The sequence below is a fragment of the Microcoleus sp. OTE_8_concoct_300 genome, from assembly GCF_031383065.1.
Taxonomy (GTDB): domain Bacteria; phylum Cyanobacteriota; class Cyanobacteriia; order Cyanobacteriales; family Microcoleaceae; genus Microcoleus.
On the sequence record NZ_JANMZH010000007.1, the window covers coordinates 53,009 to 76,181 of the forward strand.

General features: G+C 46.0%; 19 protein-coding genes. 9 read left to right on the top strand and 10 right to left on the bottom strand.

Annotation, left to right across the window (positions count from 1 at the left end; all coding sequences use genetic code 11):
• Positions 1-610: 610 nt before the first annotated feature.
• Positions 611-2,476 (bottom strand): ATP-binding protein, encoded by a 1,866-nt coding sequence (locus ACUVJL_RS00375; protein ID WP_445244019.1) that lies wholly within the window; start codon positions 2,474-2,476, stop codon positions 611-613.
• A gap of 398 nt (positions 2,477-2,874) precedes the next feature.
• Between ACUVJL_RS00375 and ACUVJL_RS00380 the strand changes: the two genes are divergently transcribed.
• Both ACUVJL_RS00380 and ACUVJL_RS00385 read left to right on the top strand, forming a co-directional pair.
• Positions 2,875-3,597, top strand: a complete 723-nt coding sequence (locus ACUVJL_RS00380; RefSeq protein ID WP_333130550.1) for a response regulator transcription factor — start codon at positions 2,875-2,877, stop codon at positions 3,595-3,597.
• 484 nt (positions 3,598-4,081) lie between these two features.
• On the top strand, positions 4,082-5,734 hold the full coding sequence (locus tag ACUVJL_RS00385; RefSeq protein ID WP_445244020.1) for an alpha-amylase family glycosyl hydrolase: 1,653 nt from the start codon (positions 4,082-4,084) through the stop codon (positions 5,732-5,734).
• Between the two features lie 436 nt (positions 5,735-6,170).
• Here the strand turns inward: ACUVJL_RS00385 and ACUVJL_RS00390 are convergent, their stop codons facing one another.
• Both ACUVJL_RS00390 and ACUVJL_RS00395 read right to left on the bottom strand, forming a co-directional pair.
• Positions 6,171-8,816, bottom strand: a complete 2,646-nt coding sequence (locus ACUVJL_RS00390) for an EAL domain-containing protein (protein WP_445244021.1) — start codon at positions 8,814-8,816, stop codon at positions 6,171-6,173.
• A 508-nt stretch (positions 8,817-9,324) separates the two neighbouring features.
• Complete coding sequence (locus ACUVJL_RS00395; protein ID WP_445244022.1) at positions 9,325-10,128, bottom strand: DUF2267 domain-containing protein; 804 nt, start codon at positions 10,126-10,128, stop codon at positions 9,325-9,327.
• A 599-nt stretch (positions 10,129-10,727) separates the two neighbouring features.
• Between ACUVJL_RS00395 and ACUVJL_RS00400 the strand changes: the two genes are divergently transcribed.
• The gene (locus tag ACUVJL_RS00400) at positions 10,728-11,186 is read left to right on the top strand and encodes a response regulator (RefSeq protein WP_445244023.1); all 459 of its coding nucleotides are present in this window, start codon (positions 10,728-10,730) and stop codon (positions 11,184-11,186) included.
• On the opposite strand, the gene ACUVJL_RS00405 is transcribed toward ACUVJL_RS00400, so the two are convergent.
• Together ACUVJL_RS00405 and ACUVJL_RS00410 are read right to left on the bottom strand one after the other, a co-directional pair.
• Positions 11,155-11,583, bottom strand: a complete 429-nt coding sequence (locus ACUVJL_RS00405) for a DUF2294 domain-containing protein (protein WP_445244024.1) — start codon at positions 11,581-11,583, stop codon at positions 11,155-11,157. The genes ACUVJL_RS00400 and ACUVJL_RS00405 overlap by 32 nt on opposite strands.
• A gap of 314 nt (positions 11,584-11,897) precedes the next feature.
• Positions 11,898-12,275 (bottom strand): BON domain-containing protein, encoded by a 378-nt coding sequence (locus ACUVJL_RS00410; protein WP_445244025.1) that lies wholly within the window; start codon positions 12,273-12,275, stop codon positions 11,898-11,900.
• A gap of 24 nt (positions 12,276-12,299) precedes the next feature.
• Between ACUVJL_RS00410 and ACUVJL_RS00415 the strand changes: the two genes are divergently transcribed.
• Positions 12,300-12,491 carry a hypothetical protein gene (locus ACUVJL_RS00415; protein WP_445244026.1) on the top strand — a complete coding sequence of 64 codons (192 nt, stop codon included), beginning with the start codon at positions 12,300-12,302 and terminating at the stop codon, positions 12,489-12,491.
• A 62-nt stretch (positions 12,492-12,553) separates the two neighbouring features.
• Here the strand turns inward: ACUVJL_RS00415 and ACUVJL_RS00420 are convergent, their stop codons facing one another.
• Entirely contained in the window at positions 12,554-12,787 is a 234-nt protein-coding gene (locus ACUVJL_RS00420) for an alpha amylase C-terminal domain-containing protein (protein WP_445244038.1), read from the bottom strand.
• A gap of 139 nt (positions 12,788-12,926) precedes the next feature.
• On the opposite strand from ACUVJL_RS00420, the gene ACUVJL_RS00425 reads away from it, so the two are divergent.
• Positions 12,927-13,076, top strand: coding sequence for a hypothetical protein (locus ACUVJL_RS00425; protein ID WP_445244027.1), 150 nt, complete (start codon positions 12,927-12,929; stop codon positions 13,074-13,076).
• A gap of 5 nt (positions 13,077-13,081) precedes the next feature.
• On the opposite strand, the gene ACUVJL_RS00430 is transcribed toward ACUVJL_RS00425, so the two are convergent.
• Positions 13,082-13,285, bottom strand: a complete 204-nt coding sequence (locus tag ACUVJL_RS00430; RefSeq protein ID WP_445244028.1) for a hypothetical protein — start codon at positions 13,283-13,285, stop codon at positions 13,082-13,084.
• A 1,101-nt stretch (positions 13,286-14,386) separates the two neighbouring features.
• On the opposite strand from ACUVJL_RS00430, the gene ACUVJL_RS00435 reads away from it, so the two are divergent.
• Entirely contained in the window at positions 14,387-14,635 is a 249-nt protein-coding gene (locus ACUVJL_RS00435) for a hypothetical protein (RefSeq protein WP_445244029.1), read from the top strand.
• 288 nt (positions 14,636-14,923) lie between these two features.
• Here the strand turns inward: ACUVJL_RS00435 and ACUVJL_RS00440 are convergent, their stop codons facing one another.
• Positions 14,924-15,769 (bottom strand): cyanophycinase, encoded by an 846-nt coding sequence (locus tag ACUVJL_RS00440; RefSeq protein ID WP_445244030.1) that lies wholly within the window; start codon positions 15,767-15,769, stop codon positions 14,924-14,926.
• A 544-nt stretch (positions 15,770-16,313) separates the two neighbouring features.
• The gene (locus tag ACUVJL_RS00445; RefSeq protein ID WP_333135064.1) at positions 16,314-16,511 is read right to left on the bottom strand and encodes a hypothetical protein; all 198 of its coding nucleotides are present in this window, start codon (positions 16,509-16,511) and stop codon (positions 16,314-16,316) included.
• A 396-nt stretch (positions 16,512-16,907) separates the two neighbouring features.
• Between ACUVJL_RS00445 and ACUVJL_RS00450 the strand changes: the two genes are divergently transcribed.
• Positions 16,908-18,818, top strand: a complete 1,911-nt coding sequence (locus ACUVJL_RS00450; protein WP_445244031.1) for an ATP-binding protein — start codon at positions 16,908-16,910, stop codon at positions 18,816-18,818.
• Here ACUVJL_RS00450 and ACUVJL_RS00455 read toward each other — a convergent pair.
• On the bottom strand, positions 18,778-18,975 hold the full coding sequence (locus tag ACUVJL_RS00455; protein ID WP_445244032.1) for a hypothetical protein: 198 nt from the start codon (positions 18,973-18,975) through the stop codon (positions 18,778-18,780). The two genes, ACUVJL_RS00450 and ACUVJL_RS00455, sit on opposite strands and share 41 nt — an antisense overlap.
• 564 nt (positions 18,976-19,539) lie before the next feature.
• Between ACUVJL_RS00455 and iscB the strand changes: the two genes are divergently transcribed.
• Positions 19,540-20,823 carry an RNA-guided endonuclease IscB gene (gene iscB / locus ACUVJL_RS00460; RefSeq protein ID WP_445244033.1) on the top strand — a complete coding sequence of 428 codons (1,284 nt, stop codon included), beginning with the start codon at positions 19,540-19,542 and terminating at the stop codon, positions 20,821-20,823.
• An 87-nt stretch (positions 20,824-20,910) separates the two neighbouring features.
• Positions 20,911-23,001, top strand: coding sequence for a CHASE domain-containing protein (locus ACUVJL_RS00465; protein WP_445244034.1), 2,091 nt, complete (start codon positions 20,911-20,913; stop codon positions 22,999-23,001).
• The last annotated feature ends 172 nt before the right edge of the window (positions 23,002-23,173 follow it).

The following is a 23,173-nucleotide window of genomic DNA, read 5'->3' on the forward strand; positions in this document are numbered from 1 at the left end:
CATCTATATGTAGGGTGCACGGCCCAAGATCACCTTACCGCTATAAGTAGCAGGTCAAACTATTTTTTAGCCTTAGTCCTGTTTATTCTTTGTACTCCTAGACGCACGGGTGGCCAGAAACCGGGTTTTTTAACAAAAATACCTGGTTATATCAAATCCGGTAGCATCGGAATTAAGCTGTCACGCATTTAAATTGCATATTCAGGGCGGGCGAGACGCCCACCCCACAAGACACCGAATTGTTTGTTGACATTCTATTTAAATGCTCAACAGCTTATTCCTCTCTGTATTCTCTCCCTCTGCGTTCTCTGCGCCCTCTGCGGTTAAATCATTCCGATGCAACCGGAAACGATATTACAGCCCGCAGATTCGGTAAAAAACCCGGTTTCTTGAGTCGGAGTGCGATCGCGAGTCTTAGACGCACGGGTGGCCAGAAACCGGGTTTTTTAACAAAAATACCTGGTTACAGCCCGCAGATTCGGTAAAAAACCCGGTTTCTTGAGTCGGAGTGCGATCGCGAACTGCTGAGCGTGTCAAGCGAGAGGGACGAAAGTTTTTTTAGGAGCGGTTTTAACCGCCCCTTCTGATAAATATATAAAAATATTTGCAGTCAGGACTGGAGTTTTTCAGGGTTAATTTTTCGCGGGAATTCTATCCGAAATGTCGAACCTTTTTTGGGTTGACTTTCGACCGTAATTGTGCCGTTCATCATTTTGACTAAAGAGGCACTAATCGCTAGTCCTAAACCCGTGCCTGGATATTGGCGGGTTATGCTTTGGTCGGCTTGATGGAATTTGTCGAAAATGTGGGGCAGCTCGGTTGCACAGATGCCGATTCCTGTATCCTGAACGGTGATAACTAGCCGATCGCCATTTAATTCCCGCGCCTCAATGGAAATGCTGCCCCGATGCGTGAATTTAACCGCGTTGGAAATGAGATTGACCAAAACTTGCTGCAGGCGCAACTTGTCATTAACTATAAGCTGATTCTCCAAGCACACGCCCACAAGCATTGCCACATTCTTGTCGGTGGCTTGATTTGCGAATTCCAGGGCGACATCCATTACTAAATGCCCTAAATCAAATTCTTCAGTTTCTAATTCTGTGCGGCCGTTCTCGATTTTGGAGAGATCGAGGATATCCTTAATCAGCACTAGCAGGTTTTTGCCGTTACGTAAAATGCGCCCCACCATCTCTGTTTGCTGGCCGGTCAGCAGTTGTTTGTGCTGGCGCAGCAGCAATTGGGAAAAGCCGATAATCCCATTCATGGGAGTTAGCAATTCGTGGGACATGGTGTCCAAAAAGTGCGATTTTAACTTTGCTGCTTCTAGCAGTTGCAATTTTTGCTGTTGAATGCGCCGGCCCTGCTTTTCCAGTTCTTCCTGCTGGCGAATTAGCAGTTCGTTTTGCAAATCTAAAAGCTGTTCCTGCTTTTTTAATTTTTCGATCGCCCGCGCGCTGTTAATCGCGATCGCAGCTTGTTTTCCCATCACCGCCAGCAGTTGCTGAGTTTCCGCGTCAATAGCAGTGCTGTCTTTCCCGTTGCCGATCGCCAACACGCCCAAACGCCCGCTTTCCCCCGACTCGATCGCCGCAGCACAGGCCGCCGCCGGCAGCGGGCCGCCGGACTCCGACCGCAACAGTAGAGGCTCTCCCGTCGCAAATGCTTTCCACAGCAGCTTGTTTTGCACGTGCGGGGTTTTGCCCGCAGCAAAGTTTTCCGCGCCCCCGACAGCGGTGAGTTTCAGGCCGCTGCTATCGCTCTCCGGGAGCGCAACCAGGCAGAATTCAGCTCCTGCGATCGCCTCCACAGTCGCGTCCGCGATCGCTTGCAACACCTCGCACAAGTTACCCGCGGGCTGGCTCAACACATTTATAAATCGCTCGATCGCCTGCAAATGCTCCCCCGCGTGCATTACCGTCCCGGCTTGGCACAAATTTTCTGCTCTGAAGTTAGCTTCCGAGCGCCCTTGATGGCGCCAAAATTCTGGTTCTGCTTGGGGCGAGGTTTGAGTTTGTTTGATCGTGTCCATATCTATGTAGGTTCCCACCCACTCCAAAACTTTGTGACTGTCGGGGTTAGCGGGCGAGCCTCTGGCCAGGTTCCAGCGGTAAGTGCCCTCTCGCGTCTGCAGACGAAATAGAATTTCGTAACTTTCCGGCGGAAGCTCAGAAGTGCGCGATCGCGGCAACAGACGAGCGCGGTCTTCTGGGTGGACACGCGCCAAATAGCCGAAACCCAAAGCTGCTGTTGCTGCTACCCCCGTGTACTCCTCCCAGCGCTGACATAAATAAGTCACCCAGCCGTCGGCATTTGCTTTCCAAACTATGCCAGGAATTGCCGACCACAGGCGATCGTCCTGAGTTTGGCGGTCGCCCACTTGCTCTAGGGGGGATGTTATTTCACATACTTTGTGTAATATTTCCGCGCCGGAAAACTCCGAGCGAAAAGAGTTATTGCCGTGATAGTGAGTCATAACAAGTTTTATCAATAAGGAGCGAACTTGAGCCCTAACAACGGCTAAAGACTCATGCTGCTAGCTTTATTGATTTTGACGGCCCAAGTGCATCAAAATTTTTTATACTTTAAATCTATCTGGGTAGTGGTATCTTTACCTCTATCAAGGGGCGGACAATGGCATAATTCAGTTAAACTGTTAAAACATTGAGAGCTTGCCTCTCCCGATCCGACTCGTGCAGGCGATCGCCGCAAAATAACTTGAAAATTAACTTGCACTCTTGGCGGCTGCATGAGTATGCTTAAAAATGATGTGCGGGCTGTCAAACCCTAAATCAGGACACCTTCTCAAATTTACTCAGTTAGGCTGAGTCAATTGACGATATTTTTAAAGTTTACTGGACTATTGGAAAAAAGATGAGTAAAATTCGCGTTGCTTTGATAGAAGACCACGACCTAACAAGAGTCGGCATCCGCACAGCTTTACAACAGCGTGACACGATAGAAGTTGTCGGCGATGCCGCTAACGCTACAGAGGGGTTGAAACTGCTTCAGTCTTCAAAACCTGACGTGGCAATTGTAGACATTGGCTTGCCGGATTTTGATGGCATTGAACTGACACAAAAGTTCAAAAAATCGGTGGTACCGGAGTCCGATCCGGATACCAAAATTTTGATTTTGACTTTTCAGGACAATGAAGAAGAAGTTCTGGCAGCTTTTGCCGCCGGAGCTGACTCTTACTGCATGAAAGATATCAGCTTCGATCAGTTATTGGATGTTGTAAAAGTAACTCACGAAGGTAACTCTTGGATCGATCCGGCGATCGCCCGCATCGTCCTTAAACAAGCTCGCACTAAAGAGTCGGCACCGGAAGAACCGAAGGCTGAGGGCAAAAGAGTCACAATTAAGGCTGCCGAACCCGAGTTCAGTCACATCATCGAGACTTACCCTTTAACCGAGCGGGAATTAGAGGTTTTGGAACTGATCGTGCAGGGTTACAGCAATGCTGCAATCGCCGAAAAGCTCTACATTACTGTCGGTACAGTCAAGACTCACGTCCGCAATATTCTCAACAAGCTGTGCGCTGATGACCGCACTCAAGCGGCCGTTCTCGCCCTGCGTTCTGGCTTGGTTGGATAAAGCCTTATCATCAGGCAAAATCAAGTTAAAAGTAGGGTGCGCAGTGCGCACCTTACCGTCGCTCATCTAGGGTGCGCCGGGCTCACCGGCTAACTAATTGTTGCTGCTCATCTAGGGTGCGCAGGGCTCACCCGTAGGCGAATTGTTTTAGGTAAAAAAATGCTATAGTTTAAGCTTGCATCTATCCCAGTGCAGATATTTTAAATAATCTTTTTATAAGTAAATCAACCTTAAGATAGATGCCAAATACTGGTCATGTTACTAAGACTTATGGTTGAGCAATAACAAGTTAGATAAATTCCGATCGCACTGCCGATATGGCGCCATTTCACTTCATAAAATGCAGCGGCTGGGCAAGATTACCATTCTTTTAGGAATAGTTAAGCGTTAAAGAACTTATATCTGCAGAGTGATGCCTGAGTTCGCTTAAATCTGCGAGATTAGAAGTATCAACTGCTACTGGAATATCCTAAAAAGAGGTATTATGGCCGCTCCAATTGAATTTAAGTTATTTGCTCCCTACAACAAAGGAGCTGCCTTGATTGGCTCTTTTTCTAACTGGGAAGACATCCCGATGGAAAAAGACCAAGAAGGTTATTTTCGCACGCGAGTTGAGTTGGAGGATGGCGTTTATCAATACAAATTCCGCGTTCAGTCGAAAAGCTGGTTTCTAGAACCCGATCAGTGGATAGATGTGGTCGATCCCTACGCCACTGACATCGACAATCCCACTCAAAACGCCGTTGTTCGGATCAAAGACGGCTCGCGCATTATCGATACCTACGTCTGGAAACACGACGACAAACCGCTGCCGGCCGATCGGGAATTAGTGATTTATGAAGTGCACGTTGCCGACTTTTCCGGCGGCGAAGCCGATCCCCTGGCCCGCGGCCAGTACAAGCACGTCCTCGAAAAACTCGATTACCTAGTCGAACTCGGCATCAACGCGATCGAACTAATGCCCGTCAAAGAATACCCAGGCGACTACAGTTGGGGCTACAACCCCCGCTACTTCTTCGCTGCCGAGTCCAGCTACGGAACCACAGAAGAACTCAAAAACCTGATAGACGAGTGTCACGGGCGCGGCATTCGCGTCATCATGGACGGGATTTACAACCACTCGGAAGCATCCAGCCCCCTCACTCAAATCGATCACGATTATTGGTATCACCACGAACCCCGCGATCCAGACAACAATTGGGGCCCGGAATTTAACTACGAATTCTACGACGAAAAGTTAGGAACTTTCCCCGCACGCAAATTTGCTGGCGATACCGTCCGCTTCTGGATTCAAGAATATCATCTCGACGGCATTCGTTTCGACGCGGCGCGACAAATTGCCAACTACGATTTCATGCACTGGGTAGTTCAAGAAGCCAAAAATGCCGCCGGCCCCAAACCGTTTTACACCGTTGCCGAATTCATTCCCGACGAACCCAGCATCACGAATCTAGACGGGCCGATGGACGGCTGCTGGCACGACAGTTTCTATCACTGCATCATTCCACAACTCTGCGGCGACTTTTTTGATTTAGAACAACTCAAAGATGTGATTGACTGCAAGCGGCAAGGTTACTTGGGTGCTACGAATGTAGTGAATTATCTGACCAATCACGACCACGATCGCCTTTTTGCCGAATTGGGTTCGTGCGGGATTTTGGATGAAGCAGCATTCAAGCGAGCGAAGTTGGGCGCGGTGGTATTAATGACAGCAGTTGGCGTGCCGCTGATTTGGATGGGCGAAGAATTTGGCGAATACAAAGCCAAAACAATCGAGCAAGCTAAAATTGACTGGACGCTACTAGGAAATGACATGAATAAAGGTTTGTGGGAATACTACAAAGGCTTGATTCACCTGCGCAAAAATAACCAAGCACTTTACACAGAAAACATCGAGTTTTTCCACGAAGACCCCGAGTCGAAAGTTTTTGCTTACACTCGCTGGAACGATGAAGGTTCGAGAGTTGTAGTAGTGGTGAATTGGTCGGAAAATTATCTAGCTGGTTACAGCGTTCCCCACTTCCCGGAAAACGGAACTTGGCACGAATGGACGGGGAATTATGATATTGAATCGGGCGATAACAATATTATGATTGACTTGCCTGAATACGAAGCAAAAGTGTTTGTTTGGCAGTAAGCTGTCCTATCAATTCCGGTTACACCGGAATCATTGTTGACTGTTGACTGTTGACTGTTGAAGGAGGGGTCGAAAAACTGACGGGGTAGTTGAGTATTGACTGTTGATTCGATTTTACAATTCCGATGCTAGCGGAGTTGATATCAGACCTCGAAAGCACTGATTCGCAATTCAAAAATATGAGGACTGAAGTCCTCACTACCAACCCAAAAAACAATGTTTGTAGTAAGGACTTTAGTTTTTTCTTGATTCGCCTAAACTCCGAGCCCGGATGTCCTCATATCGATTCCGGTTGCACCGTCCGTCATTGTTGACTAATGACTAATGACTAATGACTAATGACTAATGACTAATGACTAATGACTAATGACTAATGACTAATGACTAATGACTAATGACTAATGACTAATGACTAATGACTTCCGCTTCCTGATTGTTAATTTAAACTACTTATTTTCCCTGGTTGATTTTCTAGGCACAATTGGGTTATAGCCCCCGCCGGTATTGGTTTGCTAAAGAAGTAACCCTGACCCATATCGCACTGATGCGACTGCAAAAATGCCAACTGTTCTGCTGTTTCCACTCCCTCAGCAACCACCTGTAAATTCAGGCCCTGTCCCAAGGAGATCGCCAGTTTCACAATAGTAGCACCGCTGTTGCCGTTCACCAAATCGGCCACGAAGGATTTGTCTATTTTTAAATTATTGAGCGGAAAGCTTTTCAAAGACCACAGCGAAGAATAACCGGTACCAAAATCGTCCAGAGAAATTTTAATTCCCATTTCCTGCAACTGCTGCAATACCGACACCGTAAAACTCACATCTGTCATGGCAAGGCTCTCGGTAATTTCTATTTCTAAATACTGGGGATTTAACTTGGTTTCTGATAAAATTTCAGCGATGGTTTGTACCATGTTAGGTTGCAGAAACTGCCGGGCTGATAAATTCACAGCTATCCGCATCGGCGGCAATCCCAGTAACTGCCACTCTCGATTTTGCAAGCAAGCAGTCCGCATCACCCATTCGTCCATTTGGCAGATTAATCCTGTTTCCTCAGCTAAGGGAATAAATCGATCGGGAGAAATCAAACCGCGTTCGGGATGCTGCCAGCGAATCAGAGCTTCCATGCCGACTATTTGGCTGGTATTTAAGTTTATTTGCGGTTGATAGTGCAGCACAAACTCGGATTTTTTCAGAGCTTTGTAAAGATGATTTTCTAAGTTAAGATCCTCGGAAACTTTACTGCCGATCGCCCGCGTATAAAACTGATAATTATTCCGACCTTTCTGTTTAGCTTTGTACATCGCAGCATCAGCATTTTTCAGCAAAGTTTCTGCATCTTCTCCGTCGTAAGGAGCCAAAGCAATTCCCAAGCTCGCCTTAGTATAAAGTTCTCGACCATCAAAATCAAAAGGAGTGCTTAAACTCTGGATAATTTGCTGGCAAATCTTAGCTGCTTCATCAGGGCTGTTGATATTGTACAGCAGCACAGTAAATTCATCCCCGCCCCAACGGGCAATCGAATCCCCCACGCGCAAACACTTAGTCAAACGCCGAGATACACCTTGCAGCAACAAATCGCCCACTGGGTGTCCGAGAGTATCGTTAACATTTTTAAATCTATCCAAATCTAAAAAGATCACCGCCAGCATTTCTGCGTTTTGGTGAGCGCTAGCTAAAGCTAAAGACAGCCTTTCATTAAACAGCAATTTATTAGCTAAACCCGTTAATTGGTCGTGAGAAGCTTGATGTCGGATCATCGCCTCGACGCGCCTCTGCATTGCAGCCATGTACAGGTGAGTTCCTAAAGATTTTGCTAGCTTCTGTTCCTCGCTGCTCCACTTTTTGGTTTCGCCGGTTTTGATTTCTTTCCAAGCTGCAAAGGACTTTCGGGGACGATCGCTCCGGGTGTCGGAACTGCAACGGCCCGCCCACACAATTTCGGTTTCTATAGGGCTGCGAAAAATCGTGAGACAGCCGATGCACTGTTGGCCGTATTGCAGCGGTATTGCCAAAAATGATCGAATGGAAGCTTCCAGAAAATTTGCAGATAAAGATTTAAGTTGAGGTTCTTTAGAAATATCGGAAATCGCGTACAGGTGGGGTACGATCAAACTGGAAATATTTTTTTCAATTGAACTGTAATGCTGGGAATATACATTTTGATAAACATCTAATTGGCTGGTATCAGGAGTTTTTGCTTGATCGTCTGGGTTGGCCAACCCCATGATCTGCTGCCAAAACGGGCTGAGTTCAAGGTCGAGATCCGCGGGCTGCTGACCGCAGGTATAAAGTAAAGCCGGCATATCGCCAAACTCGGCTGCAATGTACAGTCGCCCTCCCGAACCATCCAAATGCTTGACAGTTTGTTGGAGAACTGCTTGCCGAATTTCGTTTACTTCCAGAGGAGAATGCAGCAAACTGGTAATTTGGTTGACAACGGCTTCGTCGCGCGCTTGCTGTCGAGCTTGACTGAGCAGAAAGGATTGGGCGATCGCAATTGAAAGTTGATCCACAAGCAACTGCACCATTTTCAATTCTCGAGCGCTAAACCGTTTCGGTTGGCTGTGGTGACAGGCCAACAGCCCCCAAAGCTGATTTTGATGCAAAATCGGCACCGTCAGAGCAGAACGGGCCCCCATAGCCTTCAGATATTCAGCGTGACAGGGGTCTACAGGACCATAGCTAATATCTTCAACTGCTAAAGTTTTGCCGGTTTCGAGACAATCTAAGCGATTAATTGTTTGATGCTTCAATTCCACATCTACAATCACTCGCTGCCGCGCTTTGAGAAACATTTCCCGGGCACTATTGGGAATGTCGCCTGGTGGAAAGCGCAAACCAAGCAAAGATGGCAAGTTGTCGCCGTTGGTGGACTCAGCAATGACCTCGCCGCTACCGTCGGCCTCAAAGCGATAAACTTTTACCCGATCGCTCCCTAAAAAACTGCGGATTTCTCGGGTGGTTGTCGTCAAAATCTCTTGCAATTCTAAAGAGTTGCGGATGCGATTGGTAATTCGATTCAGTAAAATCTCTTGTTCTATAGTCGATTGTGACATTTGTCTAACTTTTGTGCGGGGCATCCCTTTTGATCTCCAGGGCTGTTGACAGCTTTTTTGCGACCCACAGTCTTAACTCGCCCTGTATTATACATTACAACACTTTCGCCCCATCTATTGGACCTACCCAACCCGGGAGCGAAAAACTCGGTTTCTGGGGATATTTCTGGTTTCCCGACAAATTTCGCTTAGAAACCGGGTTTCTCACAGCAGTTAGAAGGCAAGGAATGAGCGATCTCACAAGTAGTGAGGACTCAAGTTCGATCGATTTCGATCGCGGCTCAAGTTCTTACTACAAAACAATTGCAGAGTTATATCAAATCCGGTAGCATCGGAATTATTCATCTCTGTATTCTCTCCCTCTGCGTTCTCTGCGCCCTCTGCGGTTAAATCATTCCGATGCAACCGGAAACGATATTACAAGGCAAGAGATATAGAGAAACCGGGTTAACGAAGGAGCATTCTGGCTCAAGAGCGCAGAATGCTGGTTCGTCAACCCGAATGGTAAGTATTTATACCCGGAAAAATGGCGTTAAGCCGACTCCCAAATTCCCCGAATTCGATCGGGCAAAAAGCCCGCTATTTCCTGAATTCGCTCCTGGGACAACTCATCCTTCGTTGCCGAAAATACAGCGGCGATCGCAGTTTCCGGTTTTACTCCCGAAGGAAGTGCGCCTTCTAGTTCCACCCTCCGTGCAAACAAATTGCCATCGATCCCCCAAGGTGCAGGCTCGCCGGTCAAAGGCTGACGTATCCGGCTGAGCAATCCCACCAGCGGATTGGTATCTTTCCAGAGGTCTGCTATTTCTTGTTGCAGGGTTTTGTCATCCGTAGGCAAAACTTCTTTGTGCAACTCAGATTCCACGCGATCGCTGGCTTCTGTTGTCATCACATCGCGCATGATCCGGTACACTAATTCGGTAATGTCCCGGGCATCAAAAATATCCTCCAAGTGACCTTTTAACATCACTTTTTCCAAAAACGGCATATCCTTTGAAGCGATAGGAACTGCCGCTCCTTCGTGGTGGAGCGACTGCGGAGGATTCGTCTCCATTTTCTGTAACAGTTTGTGGCCTTTTTCTGTTAACTCCGCTTCTTGAAATGCGACTAAAGGCGGCAATAACTCAGCTCCTCCGTAAGGCTGTCCACTAAACTCCGCTTTGATAAATTCCCTTTGGTTGAGGTAGTCCAAATGACCGAGCAATTCCGCTTCCGCCACCTCGTGACCGACATATTCTTCGGCTGCGTTCCTAATTTCCGACTCTCCCCTGCCGTTTCCGCTGCCAATCTTTTTGAGCAAAATGTAAGTCAGGTCGTCTCTGATTGGAATTGTCATCAAATCCTCCTAGGTTAATATCCAGTAAAGAGCAAGTAAAAACTGAATTTTTTTACTTGCTAAAATTGTGACGATTACTACTTAAAAACATTGAAGTCTAAACCCGAGTAACAAGTATCTCTCAGCAGGTGGAAGTTGTGAAACTTAAGTGTCCGTTAGAATCTTCCTTTAGGTAGATCCATGTATGGGAACCTACCTATAATGTAGTGAGTATCCTGAAAAGCTGCCGTCACTCTTCAATGCTACTAACCGAGGATGCTTTATTGGTAATATTTGCCGTATTTATTACGTGTGGTTACCAAGGCTGACGTACCGATAGCGTCAAAGTTGGTAATTTGTGCTTGGATTGGTACAATTAAGCAGATGCTCTGGGTTCGATCGACTGCGACCGTCTTTGCCCCAGTTTGTAGCTATATTGTACAATCTGGTTAGGCCGGAAACTGGCCATCTGAGAGCTACAAATATGAGCCAATCTGTTTCAAGTGCCCGAGCGCCACTTGAGGAATGCCTCAGGTAAAAAAAACGATCATCTTTCGATCTTTTTTGATCGTTTTTTGCTCATTTTTGGTCGTTTATTGGTCGTTTTTAGCTAGGCATTTATGAAATACCCTACTTGGAAGAATACATTGGAATCCTCCTCTTTAGATAGCGGTCAATCTGCGGTTGACAAGCGTCCTTTAGTGTTGGCTGTAGACGACAATCACGACAACTTAGAGCTGCTGACACAAATACTCGATTTATTCGGCTGCGAGTGCATGGGAGCCGTGGACGGGTACGCAGCTCTTTCAGCAGCAACCTCCCGACCTCCCGACCTAATCGTACTCGACATTTGCCTGCCGGATATAGACGGTATAGAAGTAGTAAAGCGCATCCAAGAAAACCCCGAACTCAAACATATTCCGATTGTGGCGGTCACAGCACTAGCAAAAGCAGAAGACCGCGAGCGAATTCTCAAAGCCGGCTGCGTTGAATACATTTCTAAACCCTTTAACATCAAGGATTTAGAAACAATTATCCGCCAGCACCTCAACTCTCAGATGTGTCTGGTTGAGTTTTAGGTTGAGTTTTAGACTTAGAACTAGAATCGCGAACTTTAGGTGCAGACTCCAAAATTGCGATCGTTCCGGTGCGACCCGTCTCCAAAGTCGCATCGCTGAGCAAATCAGTTACTCCCACACCCAAAACCTCTGTGATTAAGTCTTTCAGTTGCAATTCTAGGACTGATTCTAGTTGCGATCGCACCTGCAAAGCCAAATCTTGCTGACCGTTCTGGGCCAGGATTTTTTCTGGTTGAGTAACCCCATTTTCGATAACAATTATCAATTTGTTATCCAAAAGATGACATACCGCGTGACTCGTTTGTTGTCCGAGTAGAGAACGGTACAAAGCTTGAATTCCCTGCGAAAGACTCCGTTCTAATTTCCCGCGAGTAGGTTCTAACGTTTCCCCGGCCATATTTTTGATTGAAACAAAGATAATTCAAAAAAACACTTATAGAAGAAAGAAGTTCGGCAACGGGCAATGTACGGGATATAACGGATGGAAGAAGTCAGAAGCAATCTTAAGCTCATATTTGAGCAATTAAAAAAGTCATCCTCCTCAGAGCGATTTCTAAGCCCAGGCGCCTCTAAATTTTACAGTCAAGTAAGATGAAATTATGGTGGGGTGGGCCAGGGAGCCCGCCCGAAAAATACAACGCAAGATTCCCAACAGCTTATAAGAGTTAACAATTAACAGTTAACAGTTAGCTGTTATAAATAACCGTCGCCCTAGCCGACAGTAACTTGATTAGTTTCCACGCCCGTTGCACCCTTAACACCTTTAGCAATTGTCACCAACCTGTTGACAATTTCCTGACTGGGAACTGTACCTTTGAGAACCACCGTAGTGCCATGTTGAGCCACATAAACAGTCTCAATATCCGCCACATCTGGATTTGCATCGAAAGCCTGAGCCACCCGTTTAGCTAAACCGCTTTGATCGTATTCTCCATTCAATCCCATGCGTTCCGGCGGGATTGTCTGAGTGCTCGCAGCAGGCTGAGCTTGAGATTGAGCTTCAGCTACAGGTGCTTGGTAAGCAGGAGCGTCAACAGTTTCTTGATTTTCAAGTTTTTCTAAACCAAACAATCTTTTTAGCCAACCCATAGAGTTTGTCCTCCCACAAAGTTTGTGTTAATTGATGTGTTAATTGACGAGTTAATTGACTGTTGCCACGTCGCCGTGCAATTGTTATTCTCAATACCAGGAATTACGATCGCATTCTTGGACGCAGAAACCGGATTTTTCTACAAAAAACTATCGTTTCAGCCATCCGCCCCGGTAGAAAAACCCGGTTTGTTGAGTTTGGTGCGCCAGTCCTAAATACAATTTACTGTTGTACAACTTCGCCGCTCATCTGCCTGGAGACATAAATTATCCGGCGCTCAAACAAATACCTGCGCTGACGATTCCGGCAAATCAAACTTAAACCCTTTTTCCCCAACTTCTACAATTTTGTTGTACATCAACTCGTGCCAAGTTCCCGCATCCGGAAAGTTAGGAATGCTGTTACCAGATAGATAAATATCCAAAAAATTAGCGACCACTACTGCTCGCGTTCCCTCATCGCTCCAGCGGTAGTAAACGAGCACTTTGGTTTGGGCATTTTCGGGGAAAATTCAATATTTTATGTGTAAAGTGCCGGAACTTTTTTCCCGCAGCAGAATCACCTGTTTGTAGTATGCCAAAAAATCATGATTTGGCTAATTTTTCAACAAAGACCATTGCAGTTTATTCGACTGGTTGGGAGTTCTCCGAGTGGACTCTCCCAACTCTTCGCCCATCTACAGCAGCGGTATTCCTACTGCTGTTACTAACAAAACCGCTCCCAATTTAGCGCGTTTAAAAGCAGCTTCTCGGTCGAGAGTCCGAAAGCTTGCTGCCGCCAGCAAGTGGTCGTGGTGGTGACTTGCTCAATAATTGATAACATTAGTTGTTTTTTGATAGCCTTGTTGTTTGGCATCCAGAACTTGCTTGAGCTTTTCGATATCGAAAGTATTCCCCGCGAGATTTTCTCTGGCAAAAAGGCGAAAAGTTTCGTGGCAGCAACCGTCCATCGGCCCGTCCGCAGCTACGAATTCAGGAAGTTCAGAATGTGTTCTGCTATGTTTTGACACTCCCCCACAATCAGGCACGGGGATTCTTTGATCTATAAGCCAACTTGCTTAGACAGGATCACTCCAATCAAAGTAGAGGTCAATCGATTTTAGATTTTAGATTTTAGATTAAAGAATTGAAGCATTGACCCCACCGATAAATTCGGGGGGCAAGTTTCATCGGATACAGGTTTTTTATTTCTGGGTCCTGAGTCTGCGAAGGAATGAATCCGGGGGCTTGTATCCTGGATGCTTTCGGTCGATCTTCTAACTTAATTTTAGTGCGGAAATAACCTCTGTCATCTTTTTCTAAGGGAATTTCTTCCCATAAGGAAAAGGAGGCGAGCAGTGTAGCCGCTTTGTTGTTGGGATCGAAGAGCTTAAATTCAATTGCAGCGGCCATGAATAGCTTGTTTGCAGAACTTATAACTCTGATTAGTATTGATTTTTACCCTTTTGCAAATCTGTCGCCATCGTTCTTAAGAGTTAAACCTTTGACTCTTATGTTGTCAGGTGTTCCGTGCGCGCCCGGAGAATTTAGTAGTACACATCCTACCGATTGAGTAAGGTGCGCCCCTAAGCACCCGGAGGCCAGATTTAAATCAATCAAAAATGTAGTTAAAGTAACTAAAAAATATTAAGCGCTGTTTATGAAAAGTAATTTAACTTTTGATAAGTAAATAAGTTGTGATAAGAGTTTAATATTTGTAACTAAAGGAACATTTTTTAGCTAACAGAGCTAATACTGTAGAATGATGTCATTTTATGCGGAAAGAGCGAGGCTGGGCTTGTAATTGTAAGGCAAGGGAAACCAGAAAAATGAATGCTTTATTCAACTGGATTTTCCCGCGCTCGACTTTCACTTAAGCTTCAGCCGAGAAGAGCAATGATTATCTTTGCTTAGGCCTTGGCAGCTCTTGTCTTCTAGTTTTTGACTAGCAAACTTTGTAGAACCTTTCATCAGCTTTAACGACTGCTGCTACCTCAGTAATTGGTAATCGGTGAAAATCTCATCCGTCCCTGTTACCTGTTAGATATTCCGAGCAGTGGCTCTAAGGCTCTAAAAGTTTAATGTGGGATGTTGACGAATTACCTTTACTGTAAAAATCTGGAGTGCTAAAAATGCTAAAACAAATGTGTTGGTTGCCCCGCCTCGGAGGCAATGGAGAAAAGATATTGCACTTGCGCACCGAAGCCCGTCAAGCCTGGCGGCCTTATACAGCTTTTCCGCAGTTTGCTGTATCCGACTACCGGGAACCGGGCGGTTCTAAGGGATGGGCAACCTTTCAGAAGCTGAAAACTAAAGGGTGGAATTTAATTTCGACTGAAGAAGGAGAGCAGTCGATGTTTGACGAACAGAAAAGTGCTTAAAAAATCAGAAACCGCAGGAATAAAAGAAGAGGTAAAATCCTCTTCTTTTTATTTGTTTAGGACGCAGCAACTGGGTTTTTCATCCTCCTACTTTGTTGAAGCGGTAAGGTGCGCCGCACGCACCCTACATAATATTGAGATGTTTGCCAGTTGCAAGTAAATTAGCTCACATCTTGCACCATTCTCAAGAACAGGCAAGATGCCTGTTCCACAAAGAGTGAATTTTCTTGTGCAACAGGCATCTTGCCTGTTCATAAAAAGCTTATTGAGAATGGTGCAACATCTCAGTTAGGCGATCGCCGTTTCCCTGTCTGCTGTAAGTGGTACGTTATTGAACACCGGGTGGCGAGTTTTCAAGTTAAACCGGTATCCGTGGGGGAGGATGTGCAACTTGGCGCCGCAAATCGCTAAACCCTCATCCTTCAACCGTCCATCTATATTGTCGTGGAGTTTTTCCGACTCGTCGATGACAGTTACAGCGCTTTCGCCAATAACTTCCAACTCGTCACCGCTGACTAAAATAGCTGTATTTTCGTCAATACCAAATCCCAAGACGGCCGGTTGCAGCAAGAGTGCGGTAACTAAGCGTCCCAGACGACCTCGCTGGGCGAAATGCTGGTCGATGACAACTCCCGGAAGGAAACCCATTCCTGGGCCCATGGCTACCACATCAACGCGGGGATTTGTCTCCGAGTCTCCTTCAATAATCATCATGTCTGGCATCATCGCCGCGCCGGCACTCGTGCCGCCAATGATAATCCCTTCAGCGTAGCGTTTGTGCATAGCTGCGTCGAGTTTGGTGCCTTTCAAGCAGTTAATAATCCGCGCTTGCTCTCCGCCGGTAAAGAATATGCCAGTCGCTTGTTCGATCGCTTCTAAATACTCTGGATTGTTGGCATCTTCGGGTTTCTGGGTGTCAACCACTCGCACATCTTCAGCGCCGAGTCGCTCAAACACTCGGATGTAATTATTTCCTACTTCTCCCGGTAGGCTTGTCGCAGCCGTCATGATCACAATGTGGGCTTTAGTGCCTCCGGCACACCGCAAGAATTCCCGCAGAATTTTGCAGTCCCCCTCTTTGTCTTCCGCGCCGCCAATAATTAGTAACTTCCCCTGCTTTTCGTTGGTCGCCATATTATCTCCACTTTTAATTTATTAAATTTCACTAAAACACAAAATTCCTTTTTGCGAAAACTGCCCAAAGGTATATATAGATACAAAAAAATTTCAGGCTTCTACCACTCGGTAGACGCACACAGCTCAAGCGTTCTGGTTGCTTTTGAGTCGGGCTCTGGGCTGTAACGATTTTGGTAAACAGTCCTGGAGGGACTCGACTAAAGAAACCGGGAATAGGAACGAAAATTATGCGTTGTTTGAACGGAAAAACTTAACTCAGAAACTCGGGTTTCTGAGAGAGCTTTTGCGCCCGGGACTGGTAAAAAAAACCCGCTGTCTGCGTCTAGGACTATCTCTGTAGCCGATCCTCGGCGATCGACCAAAAAAGCTTACCCCCCCTAACAGGACATAGGAGGGGTCAAGAAATGAGGTTAAATTTCAGGGCCCACGCAGGCGCGCGACGATCGATCCGGTTTCTGATTCGATTATTCGCTAATCCTCCTCTTATTGCTCGTAGAAATCGGATTGATGAGCGTAAGTCCTAAATTAGTCCGATCACCCGTTAGTGCGATCGCTCGATCAAATTGCTCAATACTGTACACGCCCGTTCTAGAGGTAGGTGTCTGGGTTTGCCGTTCCAGACAATCTGATATTCGTTGCTGTTTTGGCCGTCACCGTAGCCAGAAATTAGCTTCCGGTGAAATGCTTCCTCAGCTAATTCGTGAACTTTATCTCTGAGAGTAGTTTGTGCGAGCTTCATAATTTGCTGCCTCTTAAATTCTCTTTCACTGTCATAAACAATTATAAGTGCGCTGTGCACCTCTCAAAAGTTATAGGTTTTTTTCTGGAGGGGCAAGGAAGTAGTAATTAGTTATAAGTGCTTAGCTATGAATGCTTAGTCATAAGTGCTTAGTCATCAGTGCTTAGTTAGATGTTGAAAGAAGAAGAAATCTTTTCCCACACTCCACATCTGGCCATCTCCCCACTATCCCGCTGGGGCACTGGGCGACTGGGCCACTGGGTCACTCCCGCGATGCTGAAAGCCGAATTGCTGGGAGTGTGTGTATCAACTGCGACACTATCTATGCCTACAGGTAGTATCTAATGGATCGACAAGAGAGTTAACCTTAAAAATTAACGAAAAGGAGGTTAGAAAATGCTGCAAGAAAAAAGCACCGAAACAGCTCGCGTTAATGCTCGAAAAACAGATGTTTTTGATGTTTTCAACTTCAAACACTATATGGGGCCAAACCCTTATTTAGGAACAGCGGCTTTAGTTTTTGATTTGGCACTGACGGGCGCGAGCGAACCTTTGCCGATCGCACATTACCAGGAAATTATTGGCGATCGCTACCCGCAACTCCTGCACGAAACTTTCTCGAACCACGCCCAACTGTTCGGCCGTACCGCCTCAGAAGTAGCAAAACTCGACATGGGTTTGCACTTCCAACACTGGAACATCAAGCCATTTTCTCAGTTTAACAGAATTAGCATAGAAGCAGTTCACGCCCGCAGCGCGCGATCCGTAGTTTACGCTGTTTGGGATTGGTTTGAAACCATCAATCAAAATCAAGATTTTCCCTTGGAAGCACAAATAGACGCGCTGCAAAATATGTTCCGGCAGTCTGTGTACGGAGGCCCGACAGTTTATTCGTTAATGCGATCGGCATCCCAAAAAGGCATTCCCGTATTTTATTTGTGGGATGAAGGATTGATGCAATACGGGTACGGCAAAAAACTTGTTCGCGGCTCTGCAACTACTTTTGATTCTGACAGCCATTTAGACTCAGATTTTACCACGCGCAAAGACGATTGTAAAGCTTTTCTCGCTACATTAGGATTTCCTGTCCCCAAAGGCGATATCGTCTCCACAGAAAGCGGAGCTCTGGCAGTTGCTAGAGACATTGGCTATCCAGTTGCTGTCAAACCAGTAGTCGGTCATAAAGGAATTGGCGTCACAGCAGATATCCGAGATGGTGAGGAATTGCAGGCCGCTTTTAAAAGAGCTGTTAAGGCAATTCCCGAAACAGAACCGGTGCGAGTAATTGTGGAAAACAGCATCAAAGGATCGGATTTTAGGCTGTTGTGCGTTAACGGCAAATTTGTTTCGGCAACTGAACGCCGACCCGCTTGGGTAACAGGTGATGGCGACTCAACAATTCGCGAATTGATCCGCCGTGAAAACCGCAAACCCCAACGTTTGGATACGCCAACTTCGGCCCTGAGCAAAATTCAGTCCGACGAAGCGATGGAAATGTATCTGGCAGAACAAGGGCTGTCATTGGATAGTGTCGTAGAGCGCGATCGCACTGTGTATCTGCGCAAAGTCGCCAATCTTTCCGCAGGCGGCGTCAGCATCGACGCTACCCGCAATGTTCACCCGGATAACATTGTTTTGGCTCAAGATATCGCCCTACATTTTCGGTTAGCTTGTTTGGGGGTTGATGTAGTAACAGAAACTCTCGCCAAATCTTGGAAAACAGGCAATTTTGGGATTCTCGAAATTAATGCCGCGCCCGGAATTTTTATGCACCTCAACCCGGCTGTCGGCGAAGGTGTTGATGTGCCTTCGCATATTGTCGAAACTTTCTTTGACTCGGGAAAATCCGCCAGAATTCCGATTATTACTTTCAACCGGATTTCAGTGCACGATCTGCAAGAAACAATCGACCATATTCTGTTGCAACATCCCGATTGGACGATCGGTGCTGTTTGTCGCGGTGGACTTTTTGTCAACCGTTCTGAGAAAGTTTTGAATAACAATTACAATCTTAACGTGCAAAGTTTGCTGCGGAATCCCAAGCTGGATTTGTTAATTGCTGAATATCCCGGAAATATTTTGGAAGCAGAGGGAATGTTTTATCAGGGAAGCAATATGGTGGTGCTGGACAATCCGGGGGAAACTGAGATGATGTTGGTCAGAGAAAGCACTGATGATGATACTGTTGTGGTGAGGGAAGGAAATAGTATTTCTATTCGCCGCCAAGGGTTGATCGAACAGTATACTCTCGGGGATGATGAACCGTTTACACGGGTTTATTTGAAGGAAATAGGGACTGTTTTGTAAGCTGTTCCACATTTAACTTGGCTTTGTAGGGCGGGTATTGAGTACCCGCCCCGCCAGATAAAGGCTTTTTCTGGTTACCGGGTGCTTCCGGGGAAGTAACTTGGCGATCGCCCAGATTTGAACTCGCTTCGTTACACTTAGTTACAATTGGTGGCAATCCCTCAGTCGTGGATGCACTATTCCTAAGAAACCCGGTTTCTCCCGAGATTTCTCGTTACCACACCAAGATTTTCGTAGAAATTGGGTCGCTCGGGGTAATACCATTTTAGATTTTAGATTTTAGATTTTAGATTGGGCATGACTGATGACTATCCGGGTTTGCTGCTTGCCTAGAGTTGCATTCTTTTTTTAAACTGGTGTAAGTCCTATTCCTGCGATCGTAAGTTTTTAAACAATTTAGTTTCTGGGCGGTCTCTTGTGTTATCAAGGAACTTCACAAGTCTTTAAACTAATTGCACTTCGGTGGCAGAAGGTGTGGGAATGTAAGCAACCCCGGTCTGAAGACACGGGGCTTTGGCAAATAAGCTAAAGCCGTGCTTACCCGCTATCGCCTTAACTGGCTACGTTGTTGGGGTCAAAACACCGGAAAATGCGACGCTAGTTTTCCGCTCTGTTGTTTGCAATTAAACAATTCTAAGGTCACTGGAATAGTGTTGCAAGCGTAAAAAGCCCTTATAACATTGGCAAAGCGAACTTTACGAGAAATCGAAGGGACACAACAATGTCTATCCAACCAAATTACGTTTTTGTTCTAGATGCTAACCGCAAACCACTAACACCATGCAAACCATCTTTGGGACGCAAACTGTTAAAGGTTGGCAAATGTAAAGTTTTCAGGCTTTACCCTTTCACTATAATCTTGAAAAAAAAGGTAGTTCAAGACCCGCAGCCTGCCACTTTAAAGATTGACCCCGGTTCAAAAGTTACTGGGTTTGCTCTACTTCTGAATTCCAATCTGATCTGGGTAGCCGAACTAACCCATCGCCCTCAAGCAATTAAGGCATCGCTAGAGTCGCGTCGTTCTCTACGGCGCAACCGCAGAAGTCGGCATACAAGGTATCGCCAAGCGAGATTTTTGAACCGGACTAGATCCAAAGGCTGGTTAGCTCCCAGCCTCCAACACCGAGTAGAGACGACTTTAACTTGGGTCAACAAGTTATCAAAGCTTGCACCAGTTAAGACAATCTTTCAGGAATTGGTTAGGTTTGATTTACAAAAAATGGAAAACCCCGAGATTTCAGGGATGGAGTATCAACAAGGGGAGCTGCAAGGCTACGAAGTCCGCGAGTATCTTCTTGCAAAATGGGATAGGCGGTGCGCTTACTGTGGCGCGGAAAATGTACCGCTACAAGTTGAGCACATTCATCCTAGAGCGTCGGGCGGTACCAATAGAATATCTAATCTGTGCTTAGCTTGCGAATCTTGCAACACAAAAAAAGGGACTAAAGACATCAAGATATTCTTGGCGAAAAAAACCGATATTTTGAAAAAAATCGTGGCACAAGCTAAGCGCCCGTTGAAGGATGCCGCTGCTGTTAACTCGACTCGATGGGCTTTGTTTAATCGCTTAAAAGAGACAGGTAAAGAGATTATTACGGGTTCTGGCGGGTTGACCAAATTCAACCGCATACGGCTGGAATTACCAAAAACCCACTTCTTTGATGCTGCTTGCGTAGGTAATACACCTGAGATTTATGTGTCAGCAAATCAGCCTTTAAATATCAAAGCAACGGGGCATGGTTCAAGGCAGATGTGTCGCACCGATAAGTTTGGATTTCCTTCGAGGTACGTTCCTAAATTTAAGTTTGTCAAGGGTTTCCAGACAGGCGATATTGTAAAAGCCGTTGTTACTTCGGGCAAAAAGATTGGTACTTATACGAGCAGAGTGGCTGTCCGCTCATCTGGCAGTTTTAATGTGTTAGCAGCCCAGGGCTTAATTCAAGGAATCAGTCACAAATATTGTTTTTCTATTCATCAAAAGGATGGGTACAATTATGGATTTTAAGACTGTTGACGGGATACTAAAGTATCCCGTGTCCCTTTTCCTCCCAGGGCTAAAGCCACTGGGTTTCCAAGGCACCGCGAGGTTTTTATGAATGTTGGGAGCAATTCGTTTAATTCGCTGACGGAAAGTTTACTGTCACACCGTCGGTACATTCCAGCAGCGCTGACTCTTTGGATCGGTACGAGCTTGTCCTTGGCAGCCTCCGCCCTTGTGTGGCATTCGGAAAACCAACGAATGCAAGTTCAATTTCATGAGCAAGCCGATCGCCTGAATCTGACTTTGCAGCAAAGCATCAATAACAATTTAGAAGTTCTTTACTCACTTCAAGCATTCTACAGCGCATCTACTGAAGTTACCAAACAAGATTTTAAGCAATTCGTTGGGCCTACACTTTCCCGCAAAGGGGCCATCCATTCTCTTAACTGGATTCTGCGCGTTCCTGCTGCCGAAAAAGCAGCTTACGAAGCCGCAATTCGAGCCGAAGGTTTTCCGGCCTTTCAAATTTACGAGCGAACTTCTGACAAAAAGCAGGTCAAAGCAAAAGTGCGATCGGAATATTTTCCAATTGCCTACAGAGAAGCACTAGAAGAAGATCCCAAAGTGATCGGTTTTGATGTTGCCTCCAGCCCCGATCGCTCTTGGGCTTTAGAGAAGTCGGTGAATACCGGGAAAATAGCTGCTTCCGGGCGGATTAGATTAGTCAGCAACGATCGACCAGGATTGCAAGTATTTCTGCCAGTACCCCGCCGCACAACTTCTCTAGATAACTCGGTCAAGGGTCGCCAAAACCTCAGGGGAGTTATTGCGGGTCTGTTTCAGATCACCAGTATGGTCGATTTATCTTTAGAATCCCTAAATTTAGACAGCATTAATTTTTACCTCTACGACAACTCCGCTACAGGGAAAGAACGCTTTCTGGTGCGCTACGACTCACAAGCTAAACAGTTGATAGATAACCCAAAACTGTCTAAGCCAGAGTTAACTAATCTCCGGGGAAAAATCTGTCAAAATCCTAGTGCTTGCACTCGCTTATTTAACGTAGCAGACCGCCAGTGGATGCTGCTAGTTTTGCCAGGGAAGGGGTACAACGGTCTGAGGACACATCAGGGTTCGCTGGCCATTTGTGCGATCGGGCTGCTGATAACTGGCAGCTTGACGATTTACCTGCTGATGTCTCTAGAACGTACTGCCAAAGTAGAACAGCAAGTGTACGATCGCACAATTCAACTAAAACAGCGCACCGCTGAACTAGAAACAGCACTAAAAAATTTGCAGGAAACTCAATTTCAACTAATCCAAACTGAAAAAATGTCCAGTTTAGGGCAGTTGGTGGCTGGAGTTGCCCACGAAATTAACAATCCTGTCACCTTCATCTCTGGCAACCTAATCCATACAGGCGAATATACTCAAAACTTGCTGGAACTTGTGGAAATATACCAGCAGCAATATCCGCACCCAACGCCAGAAGTGCAAGCGAAACAACAAGAGATCGAATTAGAGTTTATCACTGAAGACTTGCCTAAAATCCTAAAATCTATGAATTTGGGAGCTGAACGCATCCGCCAGATAGTGCTTTCTCTGCGAAATTTTTCGCGCTTGGATGAAGCTGAAATGAAGTCGGTTGACATTCACCAAGGGATTGATAGCACCTTGATGATTTTGGATAATCGGCTGAAACCTAAAGATGATTTTCCGGGTATTCAAATCATCAAAGAATACGGAAATTTGCCCTTAGTCGAGTGCTGGGCAGGACAATTAAATCAAGTATTTATGAATGTTTTAAGCAATGCTATTGATGTTTTATATGAAGCACAAAATTTCCAAATACCGCTCGGAAAAAGTTACTCAGAATTGGCACTTTTACCTAGGATTCGGATTCGCACTGAACTTTTAAGTTCTAATTGTGTATGCGTGCGGATTGCTGACAATGGAACGGGCATGACGGAAAATGTAAAAAAACGTTTGTTTGAGCCGTTTTTTACTACCAAACCTGTAGGCAAAGGTACGGGATTGGGATTGGCGATCGGCTATCAAATAGTAGACAAACATCAAGGTGCCATCAGGTGCGTATCGGCTCCGGGAGAGGGAACTGAATTCTGGATTGAGGTGCCGGTTCGGCAACAGTCCGAGCAATCTGTTTCTAAGGTTTTACCTGCGGTAGGTGTCAAGTTGAATTAGCGGAACAAATCTCGCTTCTAGCTCAGTCTCGCTCCCCTTGGCCTCTCCCTTTCTAATGGGAACGCCAGAGCGCCGCTGTTCTCTCTTTTTTTAATTAGGATCGCGAATTAAATAACTTACAATTTTAATTGTTATTGTGGGATGGGCGTCCCGCCCGTCCTTTTTGGACGGG